This is a genomic window from Nocardia asteroides (genome assembly GCF_900637185.1).
Classification (GTDB): Bacteria; Actinomycetota; Actinomycetes; order Mycobacteriales; family Mycobacteriaceae; genus Nocardia; species Nocardia asteroides.
The window spans coordinates 572,774-592,123 of the sequence record NZ_LR134352.1; the positions used below are offsets into that span (position 1 = coordinate 572,774).

Here is a 19,350-nt window from a genome sequence, read left to right on the forward strand (position 1 = left end):
GATGCCATTCGGCCTGGTCGGTCGCAGAATAGAACGATGACCGACCCCGGGTTCACCCCCACGCAGCTCGCGGCCCGCGCCGCCTACCTTCTGCGCGGCAACGACCTGGGCACCATGACCAGCGCCGCGCCCCGGCTCTATCCGCACATGTGGAGCTGGGACGCGGCGTTCGTCGCGGTCGGGCTGGCGCCGCTGAGTGTGGAGCGCGCGGTGGTCGAACTCGACACGCTGCTGTCGGCGCAGTGGAAGAACGGGATGATCCCGCACATCGTCTTCGCCAACGGCGTCGACGGATACTTCCCCGGGCCCGCGCGGTGGGAGTGTCGCAGGCTGGCCGCCAACGCGCCCGACGGACCCGACACCTCCGGGATCACCCAGCCGCCGGTGCACGCCATCGCCGTACAGCGCATCCTCGACCATTCCCGCAGGCACGGTCGCTCCACGCGCGCCGTCGCCGAGGAATTCCTGAATCGGCGCTGGCCGGATCTGGTGCGCTGGCATCGCTGGCTGGCGCACGCCCGCGACCCCAAGGAGACCGGGCGGGTCACGCTGTATCACGGCTGGGAATCCGGGATGGACAACTCACCGCGCTGGGATCGCGCCTACGCCAATGTGATTCCCGGCGCCGACCTGCCGCCGTACCGGCGCGCCGACACCGCGATCATCTCCGATCCCACGCAGCGGCCCAGTGACCGCGAATACGACCGCTACCTGTGGCTGGTGGAGCAGATGCGTCGCGCCAACTACGACGACTACCAGCTCACCTCGGTGATGAGTTTCGCCGTGGAGGACGTGTTCGTCTCGGCGATCTTCGCGCTGGCCTGCGAGGTGCTGGCCGACATCGGCGAGGAGTACAAGCAGCCGCACGCCGATGTGCGCGAACTGCACGGCTGGGCCGAGCGTTTCCGCAAGGGCGTGGTGGCCACCGCCGACGAACGCACCGGCGCCGCCCGCGACTACGACGTGCGGCTGCAACGCTGGATCAGCACCGAGACGCTGGCCATGTTCGCGCCGCTGCTCTCCGGCGGCCTGCCGCGCCCGGCCGAACGAGCGCTGGTGAACACCTTCGAGGGGCCGCGTTTCTGCGGGCACCCCGATCTGCGCTACGCGCTGCCGCCCTCGACCTCGCCGGTGTCCAAGGACTTCCGGCCGCGCGAATACTGGCGCGGCCCGGTCTGGCCGGTGATGAGCTGGCTGTTCTCCTGGGCCTTCGCCCGCAGGGGCTGGGCCGAGCGCGCGTACATGCTGCGCGCGGAAGGGTTGCGTCAGGCCGCCGACGGCAGCTTCGCCGAATACTACGAGCCGTTCACCGGCGCGCCGCTGGGCAGCATGCAGCAATCCTGGACGGCCGCTTCGGTTCTCGACTGGCTGGGCTGAGTCAGTACTCGCCGGCGAGTGCCGGTTCGACGGTGATGCCGAGTTCGCGGGCCAGGGTGGCGGCCAGCGATTCCAGGTCGCCGCCCTGGATGGTGGCGCCGCGCAGCGCGGTCAGGCCGGCGGCGGCGGTGAGGTCGCAGTCCTCGAAGCGCAGGTTCTGCTGCGGTCTGGCGTCGCTGAACCGGGCGCCGGTGAGGTTGCAGCGCTCGAAGCGGACATTGCGGAACTCGGTGCGCTGGAAATCGGCCTGACGCAGGTCGCAGTCGCGGAATACGACGGTGCGCAGCCGGGATTCGGCGAAGGAGGCCAGGTCCGCGCGGGTCGAGTCGACGAGCACGTCGCGCAGGACGCCCGCGGTCCAGGACAGGCCGGTGAGCCTGCCGTGCGCGATCTCGGTCCCGAACATCGAGGAGTCGTCGGCCTGGACATTGGCGAGATCGCAGACGCGCAGCGCGCATTCGGCGACGGTGGCCTGACGCAGGGTGCTCGGGAAACGCACGCTGTCGAACAGGCAGCCCTCGGCGCTGAAGCCGTAGGCGTGGAGTTCGGCGAAGTCGGCGCCGCGGTATTCGATGTCGGCGACGGTGCGGTCGTCGGCGGGGTCGTCGTCCGGACCGGCGGACCGGGCCGGGGCCACCTTCGCCACCGCTGGTTCGAACCGCACCGCACTCTTGCGCGCCATCGTCGCTCACTCCCGTCCGCCGTCGTCGGGACCAACATACGGTCACCCACCGACCGGTCCCGGTCGGGAGCCCATTCGGCGGACATCCCAGCAACAACACTGGTCACAGCGGTAACAAGGGTCTACGGTCGAGGGTCATGGACACCGAGCGCTGGAGTTCCGCCGTTCGCCGAGGTTGCACCGCGCTGTCGCTGGTGGCGTTGGCCGGGCTGGTGCCCGTCACCGCGCAGGCCGGGCCGACCGGGCCCGATGTGTCGTCCTGGCAGCATGTGGACGGCCGGATGATCGACTGGCACGCGGTCCGCGCGGCCGGGCATCAATTCGCGATGGTGAAGGCCACCGAGGGCATCCACTACGTCAATCCGTACTTCATCCCCGACAGCATCCTGATGCGCACCGCGGGCGTGGCGCGCGGCACCTACCATTTCGCGCGGCCGGAGATCCCGCCGGAACCGCAGGCGGCCCTGTACGCGGCGACGGTGCTCGGCCAGAACGGCCCGCTCGACCTGCCCCCGGTGCTCGACCTGGAGACCACCGGCGGCCTGGCCCCCGACGCGCTGATCGACTGGACCCAGCGCTACCTGAACACGGTGCAGACCCTCACCGGCCGCACCCCGATCATCTACACCTATCCCCACTTCTGGAAGACGGCCATGGCCGACACCAGCATCTTCACCCGCCACCCCCTGTGGATCGCCGACTACAGCGGTGGTGACGAACCGGAAGTCCCCGGCAACTGGGCCACCTGGACCTTCTGGCAGACCACCGACCGTGGCGCCGTCCCCGGCATCCGCGGCGGCACCGACGTCAACATCTACAGCGGCGCCCAGGGCGACTTCGCCCGCTACGCCAACATGCCCAGCTCCGGCAGCGGCTAGCCGGTTTCATTCGCTTCGGGTGAAGCCGCCCGGTCCCCGGCCTGGAAGTCTGCGAGCACGGACCGGCGACCGAAGGAGAGCGGCAATGAGCATCCCGGTGAATGTGGACAACTTCGCCAGGGTCGAGACCGACACGATGATCGAACGGATGTTGCCGATCATCGGCGGACTCGGCGCCTTCCACCACGACCGGGAACTCGCGCCCCTGGACCAGCAGCCGGTGATCCGCCAGAACCGCGACACTCTGTATTCGCTGGCGGTCACCTCGATCGCCGACGGACCGGCCACCCTGACCATCCCGGAGGCCGGCGCGCGCTACCTGTCGGTGATGGTGATCAACCAGGACCACTACATCAACCGGGTGTTCCACCGGCCCGGCAGCTACCGCCTCGACCGCGACGAGTTCGGCACCGACTACGTGGTCGTCGCCGCGCGGACCCTGTTCGATCCGAGCGACCCCGCCGATCTCGCCGAAGTCCACCGGATCCAGGACGGGCTGACCGTGACGGCCGGAAACCAACGGCCGTTCGAGTACGCCGACTACGACGCCACCACCCACGAACAGGTCAGGAACGCGCTGCTGGAGCTGAACAGGACCAGCGCCGATTTCACCGGGTCCTTCGGCAGCATCGATCAGGTGGACCCGGTGCACCATCTGATCGGCACCGCCGCGGGCTGGGGCGGCCTGCCCGACGCCGAGGCCGCCTACCTCAACGTCCAGCCCGATCTGCCGGTGGGCAAGTACCGCATGGTCTTTCGCGATGTCCCCGCCGACGCCTTCTGGTCGTTGAGCGTCTACAACCGCGCGGGCTACTTCGAGCCGGGACCGAGCGGGATCACCAATGTGAACTCGGTCTTCGCCGAGCGCGACGACGACGGATCGACCACCGTGGAACTCGGCGCCACCGGCCCTGGCGTCACCAACGGCATTCCGCTGCCCGACGGCTGGAACCTGTTGATCCGCCTGTATCGACCTCGCCTGGACGAGCTGGCGCACTGGCAGGTGCCGAAGATCGAACCGGCCTGACCGACGGCCGGAGATGACGAAACCGCTACTCGCCCAGTCGAGTAGCGGTTTCATCAGCGGGTCGGGTGTCGGCTAGACGCCGATGCGGCCGCCGTTCTTCTTCCACACGACCGCGACGGCGGGGCGGGGCTGGGCGGTGCCGCCGTCGGGCCAGTGGGACTGCGGGTTGTCGGGGGTGGCGTCGTCGGCCTCGCCGGGGTGCTGGACCGAGACGATGACGCGCTGCTCGGTGACGATCGGGCCGCAGGTCTCGGCGCCCTTGGGGACGGTGAGGAACTGCTTGGTCTCACCGCGATTCGCGCCGTCGAGGATCACCGAGAACAGGCCGTCGTTGGTCTTGAGGGCGTTGCCGTCGGTGGAGATCCACAGGTTGCCATACGGGTCGAAGGCCAGATTGTCCGGGCAGGAGATCGGGCTGACCTTGGTCTTGTCGAAGCCAGCGAAGTAGGTGTCGGCGGCGGCCGGGTCACCGCAGACCAGCAGCAGCGACCAGGTGAAGTCGGTGCCGGTGTGGTTGTCGGTGAGCTCGAGGACCTGGCCGTTCTTGTTCAGCTTGCGCGGGTTGGCCTCGTCGACGCCGGGCTTGTCGTCCTTGGCGCGGTTGTCGTTGTTGGTCAGCGCCACGTACACCTTGCCGGTGAACGGGTTGGCCTCGAAGTCCTCCGGGCGGTCCATCTTGGTGGCGCCGACCTTGTCGGCGGCCAGCCGGGTGAACACCGCGACCTCGGCGGCCGACATGCCCTCGACCAGCGACTTGCCCTTGCCGTCGGTGCCGGTCTCCAGCAGCGGGATCCACTGGCCCTTGCCGGTGAAACCCTTGTCGGAGGGCACGGTGCCGCTGCCGTCGATCTTGTCGGCGTGGTCGCCGGTGAGCTTGGCGACGTAGAGGGTGCCCGCGTCCAGGATGGTCATGTTGTGCCGCATCGCGGACGCGCCGGTGCCCGACTGCATCTTGCGCGCGGAGACGAATTTGTACATGTAGTCGAACTTCTCGTCGTCACCGGTGTAGGAGACGACGTCGCCCTTGTCGGTGACGTAGATGCTCGCGCCCTCGTGCTTGAGCCGGCCCATCGCCGAGTGCTTGACCGGCGTGGACGACGCGTCCCACGGGTTCACCTCGACGACATACCCGAAACGGTTGGCCTCGTTGGGTTCCTGGCTCAGGTCGAACCGCTTGTCGGTGCGTTCCCACTGGTTGGGGGTGCCGCCCTTGGGGAAGCCGTAGCGCTTGACCCGGCCCTGTGGGTCGGAGGCCTTGTCGCCGTTGGCGAAATAGCCGTTGAAGTTCTCCTCGCCGGACAGCACTGTGCCCCACGGGGTCACGCCGCCCGCGCAGTTGGCGAAGGTGCCCAGCACCTTGGTGCCCGATGAGTCGGCGCCGGTCACGGTGAACGCGCTGCCCGCGGCCGGGCCGGTGAGGGTGAACTCGGTGTCGGCGGTGATGCGGCGGTTGTACTTGCCGAACACGGGGGTGAGCTTGCCGCTGCCCGCCTCGCCCTTCACCTCCACCACGGTCATGCCGTGCGCCGCCTTGGTGACGGCGATCTGCTCGTCGGTGGGCTTGTCCTTGTCGTACCCGCGGAACATCATCGGGCCGGTGGTGTACTCGTGGTTGACCACGAGCAGGTAGCTGTTGGCCTGGCCCTCGATGGGCAGCAGGGCGGCGAAGTCGTTGTTGTAGCCGAACTGCTTCAGCTGCGCGGCCGCGGTCTGCTTGTCGAAGTCGAAGGCGGGCGCGTCGGCGAACAGCGGGTCACCCCAGCGCAGCACCACCTGCTGCTCGTAACCCTCCGGGATCACCAGCGCGTCTTCCTTGTTCGGCGCGACGGCGGCGAAGTTCGTGCCGGTGCCGGGGGTGCCGGCCGGAGTGGGCGCGGGGCTGGAGGTGACCTCCGAGGTGTCGTCGCCGCAGGCGGCCAGCGCGCCCGCCGCACCGAGGGCGAGGACGGCGGCGGCGCCGCCCTTGATCAGGCCGCGGCGGTTGAGGCCGCTGACGATGTCACCGAAGTAGGCGCCCTCGGACGTGTTCGGCGGCTCGTGGAAACAGGCGTTGCCGCACTTGTATTCACAGGTCAGGGCGGCGCGTGCCGACTGACCGTCGTGCTTGACGAACAGGGCGAGCGGTTTCGGACTCACGGTGACTCCTGAGTAGGTCGGACTTCGCCGCACGGTAGGCAGCGCAGACGAGCCGTCGGGAACGCGAAGATGAACACACGACCAAAACTCGGCGAGTGGTGTACTCGCCGAGTTCAAGTGTCGGTGTTCGTCATCAGGCGTTGACCGGGAGGGAGATCACCACCTCCTGCTCGTTGCCGGGCAGGTAGTGCACCTGCAAGATGCGCCCCACCTGCACCGCGCCGATCGCCGACGGCGGCAGGTACTTCTCCACGCTGGTCTCGAAGGTGGTGCCGTCCGGGCGGGTCACCACCAGGCCGAGCACGATCTCGGTGTAGCCACCGCGGATGCGGCCGGGGACGTCGAGGCGGCGGACCACCGCCTGGGCGGCCAGGCCGCGCTCGGCGATGTCGAGCTTGCCGCGGGTGGTGATGCCCTTGCGGATGAGCGACTCGTTCATCGCCCGCTGCGCGGCGCCGGCGTCGCCGGAGCGGTCCACCTCCACCTTGTCGGTGCGGCCCGGCAGGTACCGGACCGGCAGCACCACGCCGGGCTGCAGCAGTGCCAGCTCGGTGAGCGGCACGATCATCTTGGCGTGCGAATCGAAGACCTTCCCGTCCGCGCCCTCGACCCGGAATTCGATCCGCACCTGCGGCTGATCGTTGACCGACACCCCGGTCTGGCGGAACGAGGTGATGGTGCCGATGCCGATCTCGCCCTGCCGGAACGCGCCGCTGTTGGTGCCGGTGAAGGCCTCGAAGATGCCGTCGCCGGTGAAGGCGAACACCATCGGGACGATGGTCAGGGCGATGATCGGCAGCGCCATCTGCGGCCCGACCCAGCCCAGCATGGAGCCGGTGAACTCGTCGGGGGTGTAGGTGATGCCGTAGTACAGGTAGTAACCGACGGCCAGGATTCCGAAGGCGACCGCGGCCGCACGCAGCTTGGATTTCATAATTCCTCCTCGAATGGATGCGACCGGGTCGCGATGGGTCAGGCGCCGACGATCGTGGAGCAGGCGAAGGTGATGTCGAACTTCACCGCGGTCGGGCCGGCCAGCGGGTTGGTCATGTCCGGGGCGCCGACGCCCTCGCCGGTGATGCGGTAGGTGTTGCCGTCCTTGGCGAGCGTGGCCGAGCCGCCGGGCTGGCCGTTGCCGTAGCCGACCGCGTAGGGCATGCCGTTGGCGCCGCCCTGGCTGCCACCGATGGCCACCGCCGCGACGGTGTCGCCCTCGACCGAGGCGCTCACCGAGAAGTTGCCGTAGGTGGCGTTGGCCAGGTCGGTCAGTGCCAGGGCGAGGGTGCCGCCCTGCTTGGCACAGGTGGTGTCGAACTTGGCGGCCAGCTCCTTGCCGTCCACGCTGGCGGTGGACTTGCCCGCGGCCGGGGCCGGGGCGGCGGAGCCGGTGCTGCTCGGGGTCGAGCTGCTGCCGGTGTCGCTGCACCCGGTGACGAACAGCGCGGTGGCGGCGGCGGAAGCGGCGAGGCCGGCGATCAGCTTGGTGTTCATGGTGTTTCCGTTCTCTCGGTTGAGCGGGCCGGTTCTCGGTGACCCGTTGAGAGAAAGGTAGAAATTCCGCGCGCCCTACCGATCCCAACTTTTCGCTGCGCTGTGCGCCGGATATGCCGTTAACCTGGTCGAATGCGAAGACCCCGCGCCATGGTGCTCGACGAGGTGTGGCGCGGGCTCGACGGTGTCGACGCCCTCAGCGGCCCACAGGGCGGCCCGTTGCGGCGCACCGTGAAGCTGATCCTGGATCCGCTCGTCATCCGGCCGGTGCAGCATCCGCTGTGCGCGGGCACCGTGCTGTCCCCCGACGGCGTCACCCTGCTGACCTCGCTGGTGCTGGCCCGCTCCGACGTGCTGCGCGCCTGCGCGGAGTGGTTCACCGTGCTCAAGCAGGTGCGCCGGGCACTGCGCATCACCGAGGGCAATGCCCAGGACCTGTACTTCCAGCGCTGCTACGAGCTGGCGACGCTGCACGGCGCGCCCGGCCCGGACGCGCGCTCGCACGCGGAGACGGTGTTGCGGGAGGTCCACGACAGCACCGGTGGCCGCACCACCTCGGCGCTCAAGGCGCATGTAACCGATCCGGGACGGTCGGCCGAGCTCACCGCCCTGCTCGACCTGGCCTGGAACCGCCGCCCGGTCGCCGGCTTCGGCGCGCGCGATCACGCGGCGGCGCTGATCGAACTGCTCGAGGCGAGCACCCTGGCCCGCGACGGCGACCCGGCCGACGCCGGTCCGCTGCTCGACGAGCTGATCGGGGACAAGGCGGGGACACATCGCGGCGTCGCGCTGTGGCGGACGCATCCGGCCTGCGGCGCGGACGACCTGGGGTTGACTGTGCACAACCATCCCCAGCGCCCCGGCCTGGGCGCCACCGCGTCGACCGCCAACCTCGGGCTGCCGTTCGACCGGACCGTCCACGAGCGGGTCTTCACCGTGCTCCAGGGCAGTATCGACCGGTCCGACCTGCCGGAGATCCCCGAGCTGGTCACCACGGAGATCTCGCGCAGTTGCTCGCCGTGGGGCCTGCTCGACGAGTCGCTGCGGGTCACCGCCGCCGCGGGTTGTGAACTGGCACTGGGTCTCTCACCGACAGAGCGGCAGGAGACGCGAGCCGGTGACCCCGGCGCGGAAGGCGGCGTTTCCCGCGCGCACGAAGTGGTGAACAGCCGCTGGCGGCGCGAGGCGTACGTCTTGCAGGCCCGGCGCTACGCGGTGCATGTCGCCGACAGCGCGACCGGTCCGCTGGCCGCCGTCGCCGCCGAATTGCGCACCCCGTGGCGGCCGTATTTGCGCAGGTTGTGGGTGCGGCTGCACGGGCGGGACGTGCGGGAGATGCCGGTGTACGAGCCCGGTGAGCTGTGGGATCTCCTCGACGGGGTGGCCCGCTCGGTGATCCTGGACCACCGGACCAGGGTGAAACAGGCACTCACCGCCATGGCCGAGCACCCGGACACGGAAGCGAGGGCGAGCTGATGACGACGATCCGCCTCGAACGCGCGGCCGGGCTGGTCACCTTGGTTCCGCCCGATGCCCCCACGGTGCTCGACGCCGCCCCCGCCCTCGACGTCCTGGTTCTGGACGTACTCGGCGGGCATCTGTCGTGGAGTCTGCTTGCCGGACAGACACTTCCGGCCGCCGTCCTCGACGATCCCGATGCTGCGCAGGACTGGCTGTGGGCGGTCTACGGGGAGTCGGTCGCCCTCGCCGTCGCCGACGGGCAACAGCGCGCACTCGACGCCGAGCCCGCGCGCGCGGAACTCGTCGAGTCCCTGCGCCGTCTCGCCTACGCGCACTGGGCCGCCCGCTGGTGGCCCGCGTCGACCATCGACGACATCCCCGCTCTCGACCCGGCGCTGCTGGCGACCGATATCGCCGAGCTCGCCGAAACCTGCGAGATCGCCATCGCCGACCCATCCGACGACCTCGCCTCGTCCGAGAACTCCATGGCGAGTACGGAATACGACCTCCGCTCGGCGGCATCGCACACAGGCACAGCGAACTTCGGGGCAGACCCAGAGGCGAGCTCCGGCACGAGCGCGATCAGCGGTGACGACTCGGGCACGAACGTCGAGGCGGGCACGGGTGCTGTGGACGACGATGCGGTGGCGTCGGGAACTCGCGAAAATCGCGGGCGTGCGGACGATTACGCCTTGGCTGCCGGGGGCGGCGCTGGTGCCGGTGGGCTCGTTCTCGGGCGCGGGAGCACCGGGTGGGATTGGCGGCGGTGCCCGCCGGGGCTGCTCGATGCCGGAGATCAGGCGGTGTCCTGGCAAGTGACGCGGGCGGATGGGGTGTCGACAGTTCGGATCAGCGTGGTCGCCGCGCCCGACAGCCCGCGCGACGTCGACGCGCACCTACGCCCCCACGCCCGGTTGACCACCGGATCCAGCGCCACCGAAGTAGCGCTCAGGCACCGAGGTGACGCGTGGCTCGGTGCGGCACAGCTCACCGAGGTCGTCGACGGCGCTCTCTCGGTGGACGTCTTCGTCCCCGGCGTCGGCCCGGCCGATCCGCGCGACGAGGCCGAATCCCGGCACCGCATCCGAGCTTTCGCGCGTGCCCGACTGCTGGCTCCGGGCGCGGAACTGCTGCGCGCCGAAGCAGCGGCCGCCGAGAACGATTCGGACTTCTGATGCGAACGCCCCGCGCCGGAACGCACTGTGTCGGACACCTGTGGAGAGGAGACCGGAATGGCGGCGGTAGGTAAGACCTCCGATCAGGACGACACCCAGCTCACCGCCGGATATGCCGCCTACCAGCGCGGCGACATCGCGGGCGCGCTGGCCATCTTCGAGCGGGCCGCGGCCGATGCCGCGCCCCGGCTGCGCAGCGCGGCGCTGATCAATGCCGCGAGCATGGCCGACGAGCTCGGCGAGCACCGGCGCTCGGTGGACCTGTTCCGGACCGCGCTCGCCGTCATGCCCGACGACGCGGCCCATCAGCGTCCCGCCGCGCTGGTCAACCTGTCGCAGGCACTCCAGCATCTGGGTGAGCTCGACGCCGCCCAGCAGGCCCTGGAGGAGGCCCGTGACCTGCTCGTCGACACCACCGAGCAGGGCATGGTGCGCGTGGCGTGCCTGCTGTCGCTGACCGCGGTGGCGCTGCACCGCCAGCAGTGGGCGCACGCGGCCGAGCTCGCGCACGAATCCTTCGGCGTCACCGAACGTTTCGCCCCGGAGCTGGCCGGTCATCCGCTGATGAACATGGCGGCCAGTTCGTTCGAGACCGGCCGCCACGACGTGGCCTTCGACTTCGCCCGCCAGGCCATGACCGCCTTCGCCGCCACCGGCGATCGAGCCGCCGTCGCGGAGGCGCAACAGAATCTGGCGATCATGCTGGTGCGGGCGGGCCGCTACGACGACGCCGAGGAACCGCTGCGGTCGAGCCAGGAGTTCTTCGAGGGCGCCGAACTGGGCCACTGGTCCGGCGTCGGCTACAAGACCCGGGGTTTCCTCGCGGAGGGCCGCGGCGCGCATGCCGAGGCACGGGAGCACTACCTGCGCGCACTGGAACGGTTCGACAGCACCGGCGTGGTGCTCGACGCCGCCGACGTCCGATTACGGCTCGCCACGGTCGCTTTCGCGGTCGGTGACGCGGCCGAGAGCGAGCGGCTGCTCGACGAGGCCTTCGCCGTGTACTCGGCGCACGGGCTGGGCCTGCACTGCGCCCAGCTGGACTACTGGCACGCGGAACTACTGCACGCCGCCATCGAGGAAGGCGGGCAACCGGATCCGGAGCTGGTCGCGCACGGTGTCGGACTTGCCGTCCCGGCGGCCCTCGCCATCGACGCGGTGCGCCACACCCTGCCCAACGGCAATCAGCGGGCGCACTGGCATCGGGCCGTCGCCGAGCCCGCCATGCGCCTGGCCTTCCGCTTCGCCGTCCTCGCCGGTGACGGACAGCTGGTGAGCGACCTGATCGATACCCAGTGCGCCGGAACGAGTCTCGATCCAGGCGCATTCGAGGAGGCGCCGCCGCCTGCCCTCGGCTTCCAGCCGTTCGAGGCGCCCGAGGACAACCCCGTCGCCACGCCCACATTGCAACTCGGTGCCGCGCTCGCCGACGTGGTGGCGGCGGTCGGCCTGCCCGTGGCACCCCCGCCCCGGCTCGCCGACCACGGTCGAATCGTGCTGTCGGACTTCATCTCCTACGCCGAGCAGCGCTATGCCCGGCCGGTCCGCGACGAGCGGGTGATCGCGCTATGACACCCACCGCGGTCATCCGGATGGCCGACGCGGGCGATGTGTACGTGTCCTGGCGCTGGCTCGACGACGCGGCCGCCCGCGGCGTCGGGGTTCTGCCGAGGGACGAGGTTCGCGAGGTACTGCGGCTGCTGGCCGACGCGGTGCCCGACCCGACCCGGCCCGCCGAACTGAAGCGGGTCATGACCGAGGGTGCGCTGGCCGCGCCGGAGGCGGAACGGCAACTGGCACAGGCGCTGTCGCGGGCTCTGCTGCCGTACGGACTGGCCGTGCAGCTCTACGAGCTGTCCCAGCGCGGCATCCGCCCGCACCTGCGGATCCAGCCGTCACCGCGACTGGCCCAGGTGCCGTGGGAGATCATCGCGCCCGATCCGGACCTGCGGCTGCTCGACATCGCCGACGTCAGCCTGCTGGCGCCCGCGTCGGTGGTGAACGCGCCGGAGCGGGCGGTGCGGCGCTGGGCCGACACCGCCGACCTGCCGGTCGTCGCGGTGCTCGATCCCCGGGTGCCCGGCTATCGCGCGGACTCCGAACTGGGCTCGGTGCTCGGCAGGCCCAGCGCGGAAACCCTGGTCGCCCAGCACTTCCGGCGGTACGACGGCAGGCTCGTCCCGCACGTGGACGACCCCGTCGACCTGTTCCGGCGCACCGACACCGACCGCGACTGGCTCTCGACCGTGCTGCGGGCGGGCGCGAGCCGGCTCGTCTACGTCGGGCACGTCACCGCGCCGCCGCCGGAATCCGGCGAGAGCGAGCACGCCGAACTCCACCTGAGCTGCACGGCGGACGCGCGCGGATTGGCCGCGCCGACTCGCGCCCATCGCCCGCTCTCGGCCAAGGACCTGCTGCTGGGCACGCACACCATCGACCCGGCGCCCACCGCGGGCCGGGAGCTGTGGCCGATGCCGAGCCGGGTCGCGCTCATCGCCTGCGAGAGCGGCGGTGACCTGCGCTTCACCGAGGCGCTCGGGCTCACCACCGCCGCGCTGTCGGCGGGCGCGGAACTCGTGACGGCGACGCGCTGGCCGCTGCCCACCGACCACGCCTTCCACACCCTCACCGGCAGCACGGGACACCCGTTGCAGGCGGCCGTCTGCGCGGTGGACGCCGCGCACGATTCGTCCACACCCGTCCCCACCCTGCTGACCTGGCAACGCGAACAACTCGCCGCCTGGCGAGCGGCGCCGTCACCGGCGAACGCCCCGCTGCTGTGGTCGGCGTTCGCGACCGTGACCGACTGAGCTATTCGGGCAGCCCGAGCCCGTCGGCCAGCACGGGCCAGGACCGGTGGAACGCGTCGCGCCAGTAGCCCCACGAGTGGGTGCCGGTGGCCTGCCGGTCGAAGGTCGCCGGGATCCGCAGCTCGTTCAGCTTCGCCTCGAGGTTGCTGGTGCACCAGCTGACCGCGGCCTCGATGATCCCGCCGAGCACGATCTGGTTCGCCAGACCGGCCTGCGACGGGTTCATCATGTACGGGTCGTCGATCCGGTCGTGCGGGCCGGGCAGGCCGGACGCGTCGGAGACGAACAGCTTCGTCCCGCGCAGTTTCTCGGCGTGCAGCACGGGGTCGTTCGCGGCCCAGGCCGGGTCGTCGTCGGCGCCGTACATATTGCGCACGTCGCCGCCGCCGTAGGTTTCCACCACCAGCTTGGTGAACTGCTTGCCGATCGGGTCGGCGATCTGCGCGCACCCGCTGTACCCGGCCACGGCCTGGTAGAAGCCCGGCCTGGCCTCGGCGAGTTGCAACACGGCGGTGGCGGTCATCGAGTTGGCCGCGATGGCGTTGACGCCGTTGGTGCCCAGCGCCTGGTCCACCAGCGGGGGCAGCTCGTCGAGCAGGAAGGTGCGCCACATGTTGCGCCCGAGGGTGGGGTCGTCGCGCTGCCAGTCGGTGTAGTACGCCCAGGCGCCGCCGATCGGCATCACCACATTGACGTCCTTGGTGGCCAGGAAGTCGCCGATATCGGTGTTCTGCCACCAGGTCGCGCGGTCCTCACCGCCGCCGGCGCCGTTGAGCAGGTAGAGCACCGGGCGGGGCTGGGACGCGTCGCGCGGACGCTGCACCTTGACCGTGACGGCCTTGTTCATCGCCGCCGAGAAGACCAGCATGCTCAGGTCGTGCTCGCCGATCCGGCTGGCCACGATGTGCGATCCGTCGGCCGTGGTCGGCATCGCGAGCAGTTGCTTCGACGCCAGGATCGGATCACCGCCGTCGGCCAGACCGTTTCCCGCGCCGAAGCCGACCGCGCAGGCGGCCAGCACACTCCCGACTAGACCGAACACCTTGGCGCGCCTGATCATTGAGCCCATCGGCGGTAGAACTCCCCTGCTTCGTGCATCGGCGGACGTCGGGCTCGCCGCCGCGACACCGAACAGTATCCGGCGGGCGGATCGATCGTCGAGCCGGAAGTACTGTGGGCCGGGGAGTGCGGATCCACCCGAGCGCGCGCCCGGGTGGAATCAGGCGATCAGTGGTCGTCGTAGTGACCGTCGTGGGCCGCGTGCCGATGGCCGTCGTGGATGTAGTCGACGTGGTCGCCGTGCGGTACCGCGACATGGCCGCAGCCCGGGCCGTGCGCGTGCTCGTGCGCGGAGCACTCGACGTGCGCCGAGGGCTCGCACTCGTCGAAGTGGCCGTCGTGTTCGCGATGCAGGTGCCCGTCGTGGACGTAGTCCACGTGGTCGCCGTGCGGAACCGAGACATGCCCACAGCTGGGGCCGTGGACGTGGGTGTGTTCCGGATGCTCTACGTGTGCCGTTGTCATCGGCTCTCCCTAGTACTCGTACCGGTCGATTGCAGATGGAGCACCCTAGACATTAACAGTTGCGCATGAATTGCTACGAACCCGTCGTAGCTGGTCAGAGGACCTGATCGAGGAAGCGGCGCAGGCGCGGCGTCTGCGCGGCGTCGAACACGGCATCGGGCGTCCCGGTCTCCACCACCACGCCCTGATCCATGAACACGACGTTGTCGGAGACGCTGCGCGCGAAGCCCATCTCGTGGGTCACCACGATCATCGACATGCCACCGGAGGCGAGGTCGGCCATCAGCGCCAGCACGCCCTTGACCAGTTCCGGATCCAGCGCCGAGGTCGCCTCGTCGAAGAACATCAGCTCCGGTTTCATCGCCAGCGCGCGGGCGATCGCCACCCGCTGCTGCTGACCACCCGACAGCGCGGACGGCCGCGCATCGGCCTTGTCGGCGAGCCCGACGATCTCGAGCTGTTCGACGGCCAGCGCCCGCGCCTGCTCCGCCGACAGGCCGCGCAGCTTGCGCGGGCCGAGCGCGATGTTCTCGGCGACGGTCTTGTGCGGGAACAGGTTGAAGTGCTGGAACACCATGCCGATGCGCTGACGCAGCTTGTCGGGGTCCTCGCGCAGCACCGATTCACCGTCGAGCAGCACGTCGCCGGAATCGGGTTCGTACAGGCGGTTGAGCACCCGCAGCAGGGTCGACTTGCCCGAGCCCGACGGGCCGATGACGGTGGTCGCGTGACCGGCCTCGACGTGGATGTCGACCCCGCGCAGGATGTGGTTGTTGCCCAAGGTCAGGTTCAGACCGGACCCGGTCAAAGAGGCACTCATGCTCCGCGTCCTTCCGTGATGACGGCCTGTTCGACCGGGTCGGCCGGTGTCGGTTTGCCCTCGCGCATCCGCCGGTCGAAGTAGTTCACCAGGTGGGTGAGCGGGATGGTCAGCACCAGGTACATCAGGCCGGCCGCGACCAGCGGCGACAGGTTGCCGGTCTGGGCGTTGAGGTCGCGGCCGACGGCGAACAGCTCACGCTGGGAGGCCAGCAGGCCGAGGAAGTAGATCAGCGAGGAGTCCTTGATCAGCGCGATGAACTGGTTCATCAGCGCGGGCAGCACCCGCCGCACGCCCTGCGGGATCACCACCAGCGTCATCGCCTGCCGGTAGCCGAAACCGATGGCGCGGGCCGCCTCGAGCTGACCCGCCTCCACCGACTGGATGCCGGAGCGGAAGATCTCGCCGATGTAGGCGGCCGCGAGCAACGCCAGCGCGACCGCGCCGAGCCAGTACGGATTGCCGCCGGTGATACCGCGCACCACCGGGCCGATGCCCAGGCCGATCAGCAGGATGATCACCACGGCGGGCAGCCCGCGGAAGATGTCGGTGTAGACGCGGGCGGGCCAGCGCAGCCAGCGGGTGCGGGAGATGCCCATCACCGCCAGGATCATGCCGAGCACGGTGCCGAGCACGCCCGAGACCACCGCCAGGATCAGCGTATTCGGCAGACCGGTCTTGATCAGGTCGGGAAAGGCCTTGCGGTACAGCGACCAGTCGAAGAACGTGTCCTTCAGCTGTTGCAGGGTCGACTTCTGCACCGCCTGCTCGGTCTGTCCGGGTTCCTGGCTCGCGGCGAAGTCCGGAAGTTGCGGCGCCGGCGCGGCCTTGGAGCCGGGCTTCCAGCCGGGCGGCAGTTCGCGCGGGACCCAGTCGGTGTAGAGCCGCGCGTAGGTGCCGTCGGCGATCACCGCGTCCAGGCCGGAGTTCAGCGCGTCGATGAGCGGCTGGTTGTTCTTGGCCACGGCGTAGCCGACGAAGTTGTCCAGGCTGAAGGTGTTCTCCGACACCACGATTCCGTCGCCCGGCTTGATGGCGCCCTCGGCCTGCGCCGACGGCGCGACCCAGGCGTCGACCTGGCCGGACTTCAGGTTCGCGTAGGCGGTGTTGTAGTCGGGAAACTTCACCGGATCCAGGTGCAGCTGGTTCACCACGAACTCGTCCTGCACGGTGCCCTGCACGACCGCGATCCTGGTGCTGCCGGTCAGGTCGCCGAAGCCCTTGATGGGACTGCCCTGCGGCACCACCAGCGAGAAGTAGCCGAAGTCGTAGCCGTTGGTGAAGCCGACCAGCTCACGCCGGGCATCGGTGGTGGTGATGTTGGACGAGCCGACATCGAAGCGCTTACCCGACACCTGGGCCAGCAGGCCCGCGAACTCGGTGCCCGAGAACTCGACCCGCAGGCCCAGTTTCGCGGCGATCGCCTCGAGCAGTTCGTTGTCGAAGCCGGTGAAGGTGCCCGTGCTGTCGACGCAGATGCTCGGCGGCGCGTCCGAGAGCGTGCCCACGCTGAGCACGCCCGGCTGCAACAGGCCGAGCTTGCCGGTGTCGATCGACTCCACCGGGGCCGTGGTCGCTGTGGTGTAGCGGTCGGTGCCCGCGGTCGCCGAGGAGGCGAGATTGGTCGGCGCCGCGGTGGCGGCGCTCTCGCCCGGCGGCGAACACAGGTCGCGGGTGGCCGTGTCGTCGCCACCGCCGCACCCGGTGACGGCCACGCCGACCAGGAGCAACAACGCGGCTATCCGCGCCCGGGTTCGCACAGCACGCACACCAGCCATGGCGATAAACCCTAGCCGCAACCTCGCACCGCGAGGGTCACACGTGCCACGCGTCGGCGGGAATCAGCAGCTCAGGCCAGCCCTTCGAGCAGTTCCGGGTTCACTTCGTCACGCCATTCGACGGCCTTGCGCACCGCGGTGAGGTCGTAGTCGGGGCCCGAGACGCCCACGGTGAACAGCGTGACACCGGCCGCGTGCAACGCGTCGGCCTGCGCCCGGCCCTGCCACTGCACCGAGCGTTCGATCCGCGTCGCATCGGTGCCCACCTCGGCGGCGTGCTCGGCCAGCACCTTGTTCTTGTGCGCCAGCACGTCGATATCGGCGAACGAGTGCCAGATGTCGGCGTACTCGGCGACCAGCCGCAGCGTCTTGCGCTCGCCGCCACCGCCGATCAGGATCGGGATGTCGCGGACCGGCGCCGGATTCAGCTTGCCCAGCCGGGCCGTGAGGCGGGCGAGGTTGTCCTTCAACAGGTTCAGGCGGGTGCCCGGTGTGCCGAAGTCGTATCCGTACTCGTCGTAGTCACGCTGGAACCAGCCCGCGCCGATGCCGAGGATGAGCCTGCCCCCGCTGATGTGGTCGACGGTGCGCGCCATGTCGGCCAGCAGGTCGGGGTTGCGGTAGCCGCCGCCGGTGACCAGCGCGCCGAGCTCGACCCGCTCGGTCTGCTCGGCCCAGGCGCCGAGCATGGTCCAGCATTCGAAATGGGCGCCGGCCGGGTCGCCGGTCAGCGGGAAGAAGTGATCCCAGTTGAAGACGATGTCGACGCCCGCGTCCTCCGCGCGCAACACCGCGTCGCGGATCAGCGCGTAGTCCGGCGCGTGCTGGGGCTGAAGCTGGACTCCGATACGAACTGGACGACTCATACCGCGCTCCTCGGCACTCGGGTGGGCTCCGCGCCCGAGGCTACCCGGAAAAGGTGATCCGGTCCGGGCGGGCCGCTACGATCCCTGCGACCCTGTTCTCGGATCGTCCGGCACGTTCCTGCCGGGATGGGATGACTGATCTACGCATGGCTACCGTGACCTTCGACCGTGCCACCAGGCTCTACGCCGGTGCCACCAAACCCGCCGTCGACGCGCTCGACCTGGAGATCGCCGACGGCGAATTCCTGGTCCTGGTCGGCCCCTCCGGCTGTGGCAAGTCCACCTCGCTGCGCATGCTGGCCGGCCTCGAGGAGGTCAACGGCGGCCGCATCCTGATCGGCGACGACGACGTCACCAACGCCGAGCCCAAGGATCGCGACATCGCGATGGTGTTCCAGAACTACGCCCTGTACCCGCACATGTCCGTGGCGGAGAACATGGGCTTCGCGCTCAAGCTGGCCAAGGTCGCCAAGGACGAGCGGGAGAAGCGCGTGCTCGAGGCCGCCAAGCTGCTCGACCTCGAGCAGTACCTGGACCGCAAGCCCAAGGCCCTGTCCGGTGGTCAGCGTCAGCGCGTCGCGATGGGCCGCGCGATCGTGCGCCAGCCGCAGGTGTTCCTGATGGACGAGCCGCTGTCGAACCTCGACGCCAAGCTGCGCGTGCAGACCCGCACCCAGATCGCCCAGCTGCAGCGCAGGCTCGGCACCACCACCGTCTACGTCACCCACGACCAGGTCGAGGCGATGACGATGGGTGACCGCGTCGCCGTGCTCAAGGACGGGCTGCTGCAGCAGTGCGCCTCGCCGCGCGATCTGTACCGCGATCCGGCGAACATGTTCGTCGCCGGGTTCATGGGCTCGCCCGCGATGAACCTGTTCACCCTGCCCGTGGCCGACGGCACCGTCACCATCGGCGGCCTGCCGGTGCGGGTGCCGCGCTCGGTGGCCGACGAGGGCGCGGGCACGGTGGTGCTCGGCGTCCGTCCCGAACACCTCGAGGTGGGCGACGGCGGGCTGCGGATGGAGGTCGACGTGGTCGAGGAGCTGGGCTCCGACGCCTACGTCTACGGCCGCGCGCTGTCCGACGACGCCTCCGGCCGGTCCGGGGAATCGATTGTGGCGCGGGTGGATTGGCGCAAGCCGCCGGCCAAGGGCGAGCTGCTGTCGCTGACCGCCGATCCCGAGCACCTGTACTTCTTCAGCGCCGAGGACGGCCGCCGCCTGCGCTGAGCTCGCTCCCGGCGGGTGCTGATGCCGCCCGCCGGGAACATTCGGCGATTCAGCTCTCCGCATAGTGGCGCGCCATGCCTGTCACCTGCGCTTATG

At 69.9% G+C, this 19,350-nt stretch carries 17 protein-coding genes; 8 read left to right on the forward strand and 9 right to left on the reverse strand.

Annotated elements, in window-relative coordinates; all coding sequences use genetic code 11:
- Positions 1-36 precede the first annotated feature (36 nt).
- On the forward strand, positions 37-1,377 hold the full coding sequence (ggh, locus tag EL493_RS02855; protein WP_019049945.1) for a glucosylglycerate hydrolase: 1,341 nt from the start codon (positions 37-39) through the stop codon (positions 1,375-1,377).
- A 1-nt stretch (position 1,378) separates the two neighbouring features.
- Here the strand turns inward: ggh and EL493_RS33700 are convergent, their stop codons facing one another.
- Positions 1,379-2,059, reverse strand: a complete 681-nt coding sequence (locus EL493_RS33700) for a pentapeptide repeat-containing protein (RefSeq protein WP_019049946.1) — start codon at positions 2,057-2,059, stop codon at positions 1,379-1,381.
- Positions 2,060-2,196: 137 nt separating this feature from the next.
- Here EL493_RS33700 and EL493_RS02865 point away from each other — a divergent pair, with 137 nt between their 5' ends.
- Both EL493_RS02865 and EL493_RS02870 read left to right on the forward strand, forming a co-directional pair.
- Entirely contained in the window at positions 2,197-2,937 is a 741-nt protein-coding gene (locus EL493_RS02865) for a glycoside hydrolase family 25 protein (RefSeq protein WP_019049947.1), read from the forward strand.
- An 85-nt stretch (positions 2,938-3,022) separates the two neighbouring features.
- A complete protein-coding gene (locus tag EL493_RS02870) occupies positions 3,023-3,964 on the forward strand; it encodes a DUF1254 domain-containing protein (protein WP_019049948.1) in 942 nt (313 codons plus the stop codon).
- Positions 3,965-4,036: 72 nt separating this feature from the next.
- Here the strand turns inward: EL493_RS02870 and EL493_RS02875 are convergent, their stop codons facing one another.
- From EL493_RS02875 to EL493_RS02885, 3 genes are all read right to left on the reverse strand, one after another.
- Positions 4,037-6,100, reverse strand: coding sequence for a PhoX family protein (locus EL493_RS02875; RefSeq protein ID WP_019049949.1), 2,064 nt, complete (start codon positions 6,098-6,100; stop codon positions 4,037-4,039).
- Between the two features lie 133 nt (positions 6,101-6,233).
- Positions 6,234-7,034 (reverse strand): hypothetical protein, encoded by an 801-nt coding sequence (locus EL493_RS02880; protein ID WP_019049950.1) that lies wholly within the window; start codon positions 7,032-7,034, stop codon positions 6,234-6,236.
- A gap of 38 nt (positions 7,035-7,072) precedes the next feature.
- Positions 7,073-7,591: a lipoprotein LpqH gene (locus EL493_RS02885; RefSeq protein WP_019049951.1), complete on the reverse strand. Its 519-nt coding sequence runs from the start codon at positions 7,589-7,591 to the stop codon at positions 7,073-7,075.
- A gap of 150 nt (positions 7,592-7,741) precedes the next feature.
- Between EL493_RS02885 and EL493_RS02890 the strand changes: the two genes are divergently transcribed.
- Genes EL493_RS02890 through EL493_RS02910 form a run of 4 tightly spaced genes read left to right on the forward strand, consistent with a single transcriptional unit; the run spans position 7,742 to position 13,037 of the window.
- A complete protein-coding gene (locus EL493_RS02890) occupies positions 7,742-9,067 on the forward strand; it encodes a hypothetical protein (RefSeq protein ID WP_019049952.1) in 1,326 nt (441 codons plus the stop codon).
- Positions 9,067-10,227, forward strand: a complete 1,161-nt coding sequence (locus EL493_RS32170) for a hypothetical protein (protein ID WP_019049953.1) — start codon at positions 9,067-9,069, stop codon at positions 10,225-10,227. Before EL493_RS02890 ends, EL493_RS32170 begins: the two co-directional genes overlap by 1 nt.
- A gap of 57 nt (positions 10,228-10,284) precedes the next feature.
- Positions 10,285-11,799: a tetratricopeptide repeat protein gene (locus tag EL493_RS02905; protein ID WP_019049954.1), complete on the forward strand. Its 1,515-nt coding sequence runs from the start codon at positions 10,285-10,287 to the stop codon at positions 11,797-11,799.
- Positions 11,796-13,037 carry a CHAT domain-containing protein gene (locus EL493_RS02910; protein ID WP_019049955.1) on the forward strand — a complete coding sequence of 414 codons (1,242 nt, stop codon included), beginning with the start codon at positions 11,796-11,798 and terminating at the stop codon, positions 13,035-13,037. The genes EL493_RS02905 and EL493_RS02910 overlap by 4 nt, the downstream gene beginning before the upstream one ends.
- A 1-nt stretch (position 13,038) precedes the next feature.
- On the opposite strand, the gene EL493_RS02915 is transcribed toward EL493_RS02910, so the two are convergent.
- From EL493_RS02915 to EL493_RS02935, 5 genes are all read right to left on the reverse strand, one after another.
- Positions 13,039-14,097, reverse strand: coding sequence for an alpha/beta hydrolase (locus EL493_RS02915; RefSeq protein ID WP_019049956.1), 1,059 nt, complete (start codon positions 14,095-14,097; stop codon positions 13,039-13,041).
- A 167-nt stretch (positions 14,098-14,264) separates the two neighbouring features.
- Positions 14,265-14,561 (reverse strand): hypothetical protein, encoded by a 297-nt coding sequence (locus EL493_RS02920; protein ID WP_030201526.1) that lies wholly within the window; start codon positions 14,559-14,561, stop codon positions 14,265-14,267.
- A gap of 94 nt (positions 14,562-14,655) precedes the next feature.
- A complete protein-coding gene (locus EL493_RS02925; RefSeq protein WP_019049958.1) occupies positions 14,656-15,381 on the reverse strand; it encodes an amino acid ABC transporter ATP-binding protein in 726 nt (241 codons plus the stop codon).
- Positions 15,378-17,159, reverse strand: coding sequence for an ABC transporter substrate-binding protein/permease (locus EL493_RS02930; RefSeq protein WP_030201529.1), 1,782 nt, complete (start codon positions 17,157-17,159; stop codon positions 15,378-15,380). Before EL493_RS02930 ends, EL493_RS02925 begins: the two co-directional genes overlap by 4 nt.
- Before the next feature lie 71 nt (positions 17,160-17,230).
- Positions 17,231-18,025, reverse strand: a complete 795-nt coding sequence (locus tag EL493_RS02935) for an LLM class F420-dependent oxidoreductase (RefSeq protein ID WP_022566716.1) — start codon at positions 18,023-18,025, stop codon at positions 17,231-17,233.
- Between the two features lie 146 nt (positions 18,026-18,171).
- Between EL493_RS02935 and EL493_RS02940 the strand changes: the two genes are divergently transcribed.
- A complete protein-coding gene (locus tag EL493_RS02940; RefSeq protein WP_019049961.1) occupies positions 18,172-19,254 on the forward strand; it encodes an ABC transporter ATP-binding protein in 1,083 nt (360 codons plus the stop codon).
- Positions 19,255-19,350: the final 96 nt, after the last annotated feature.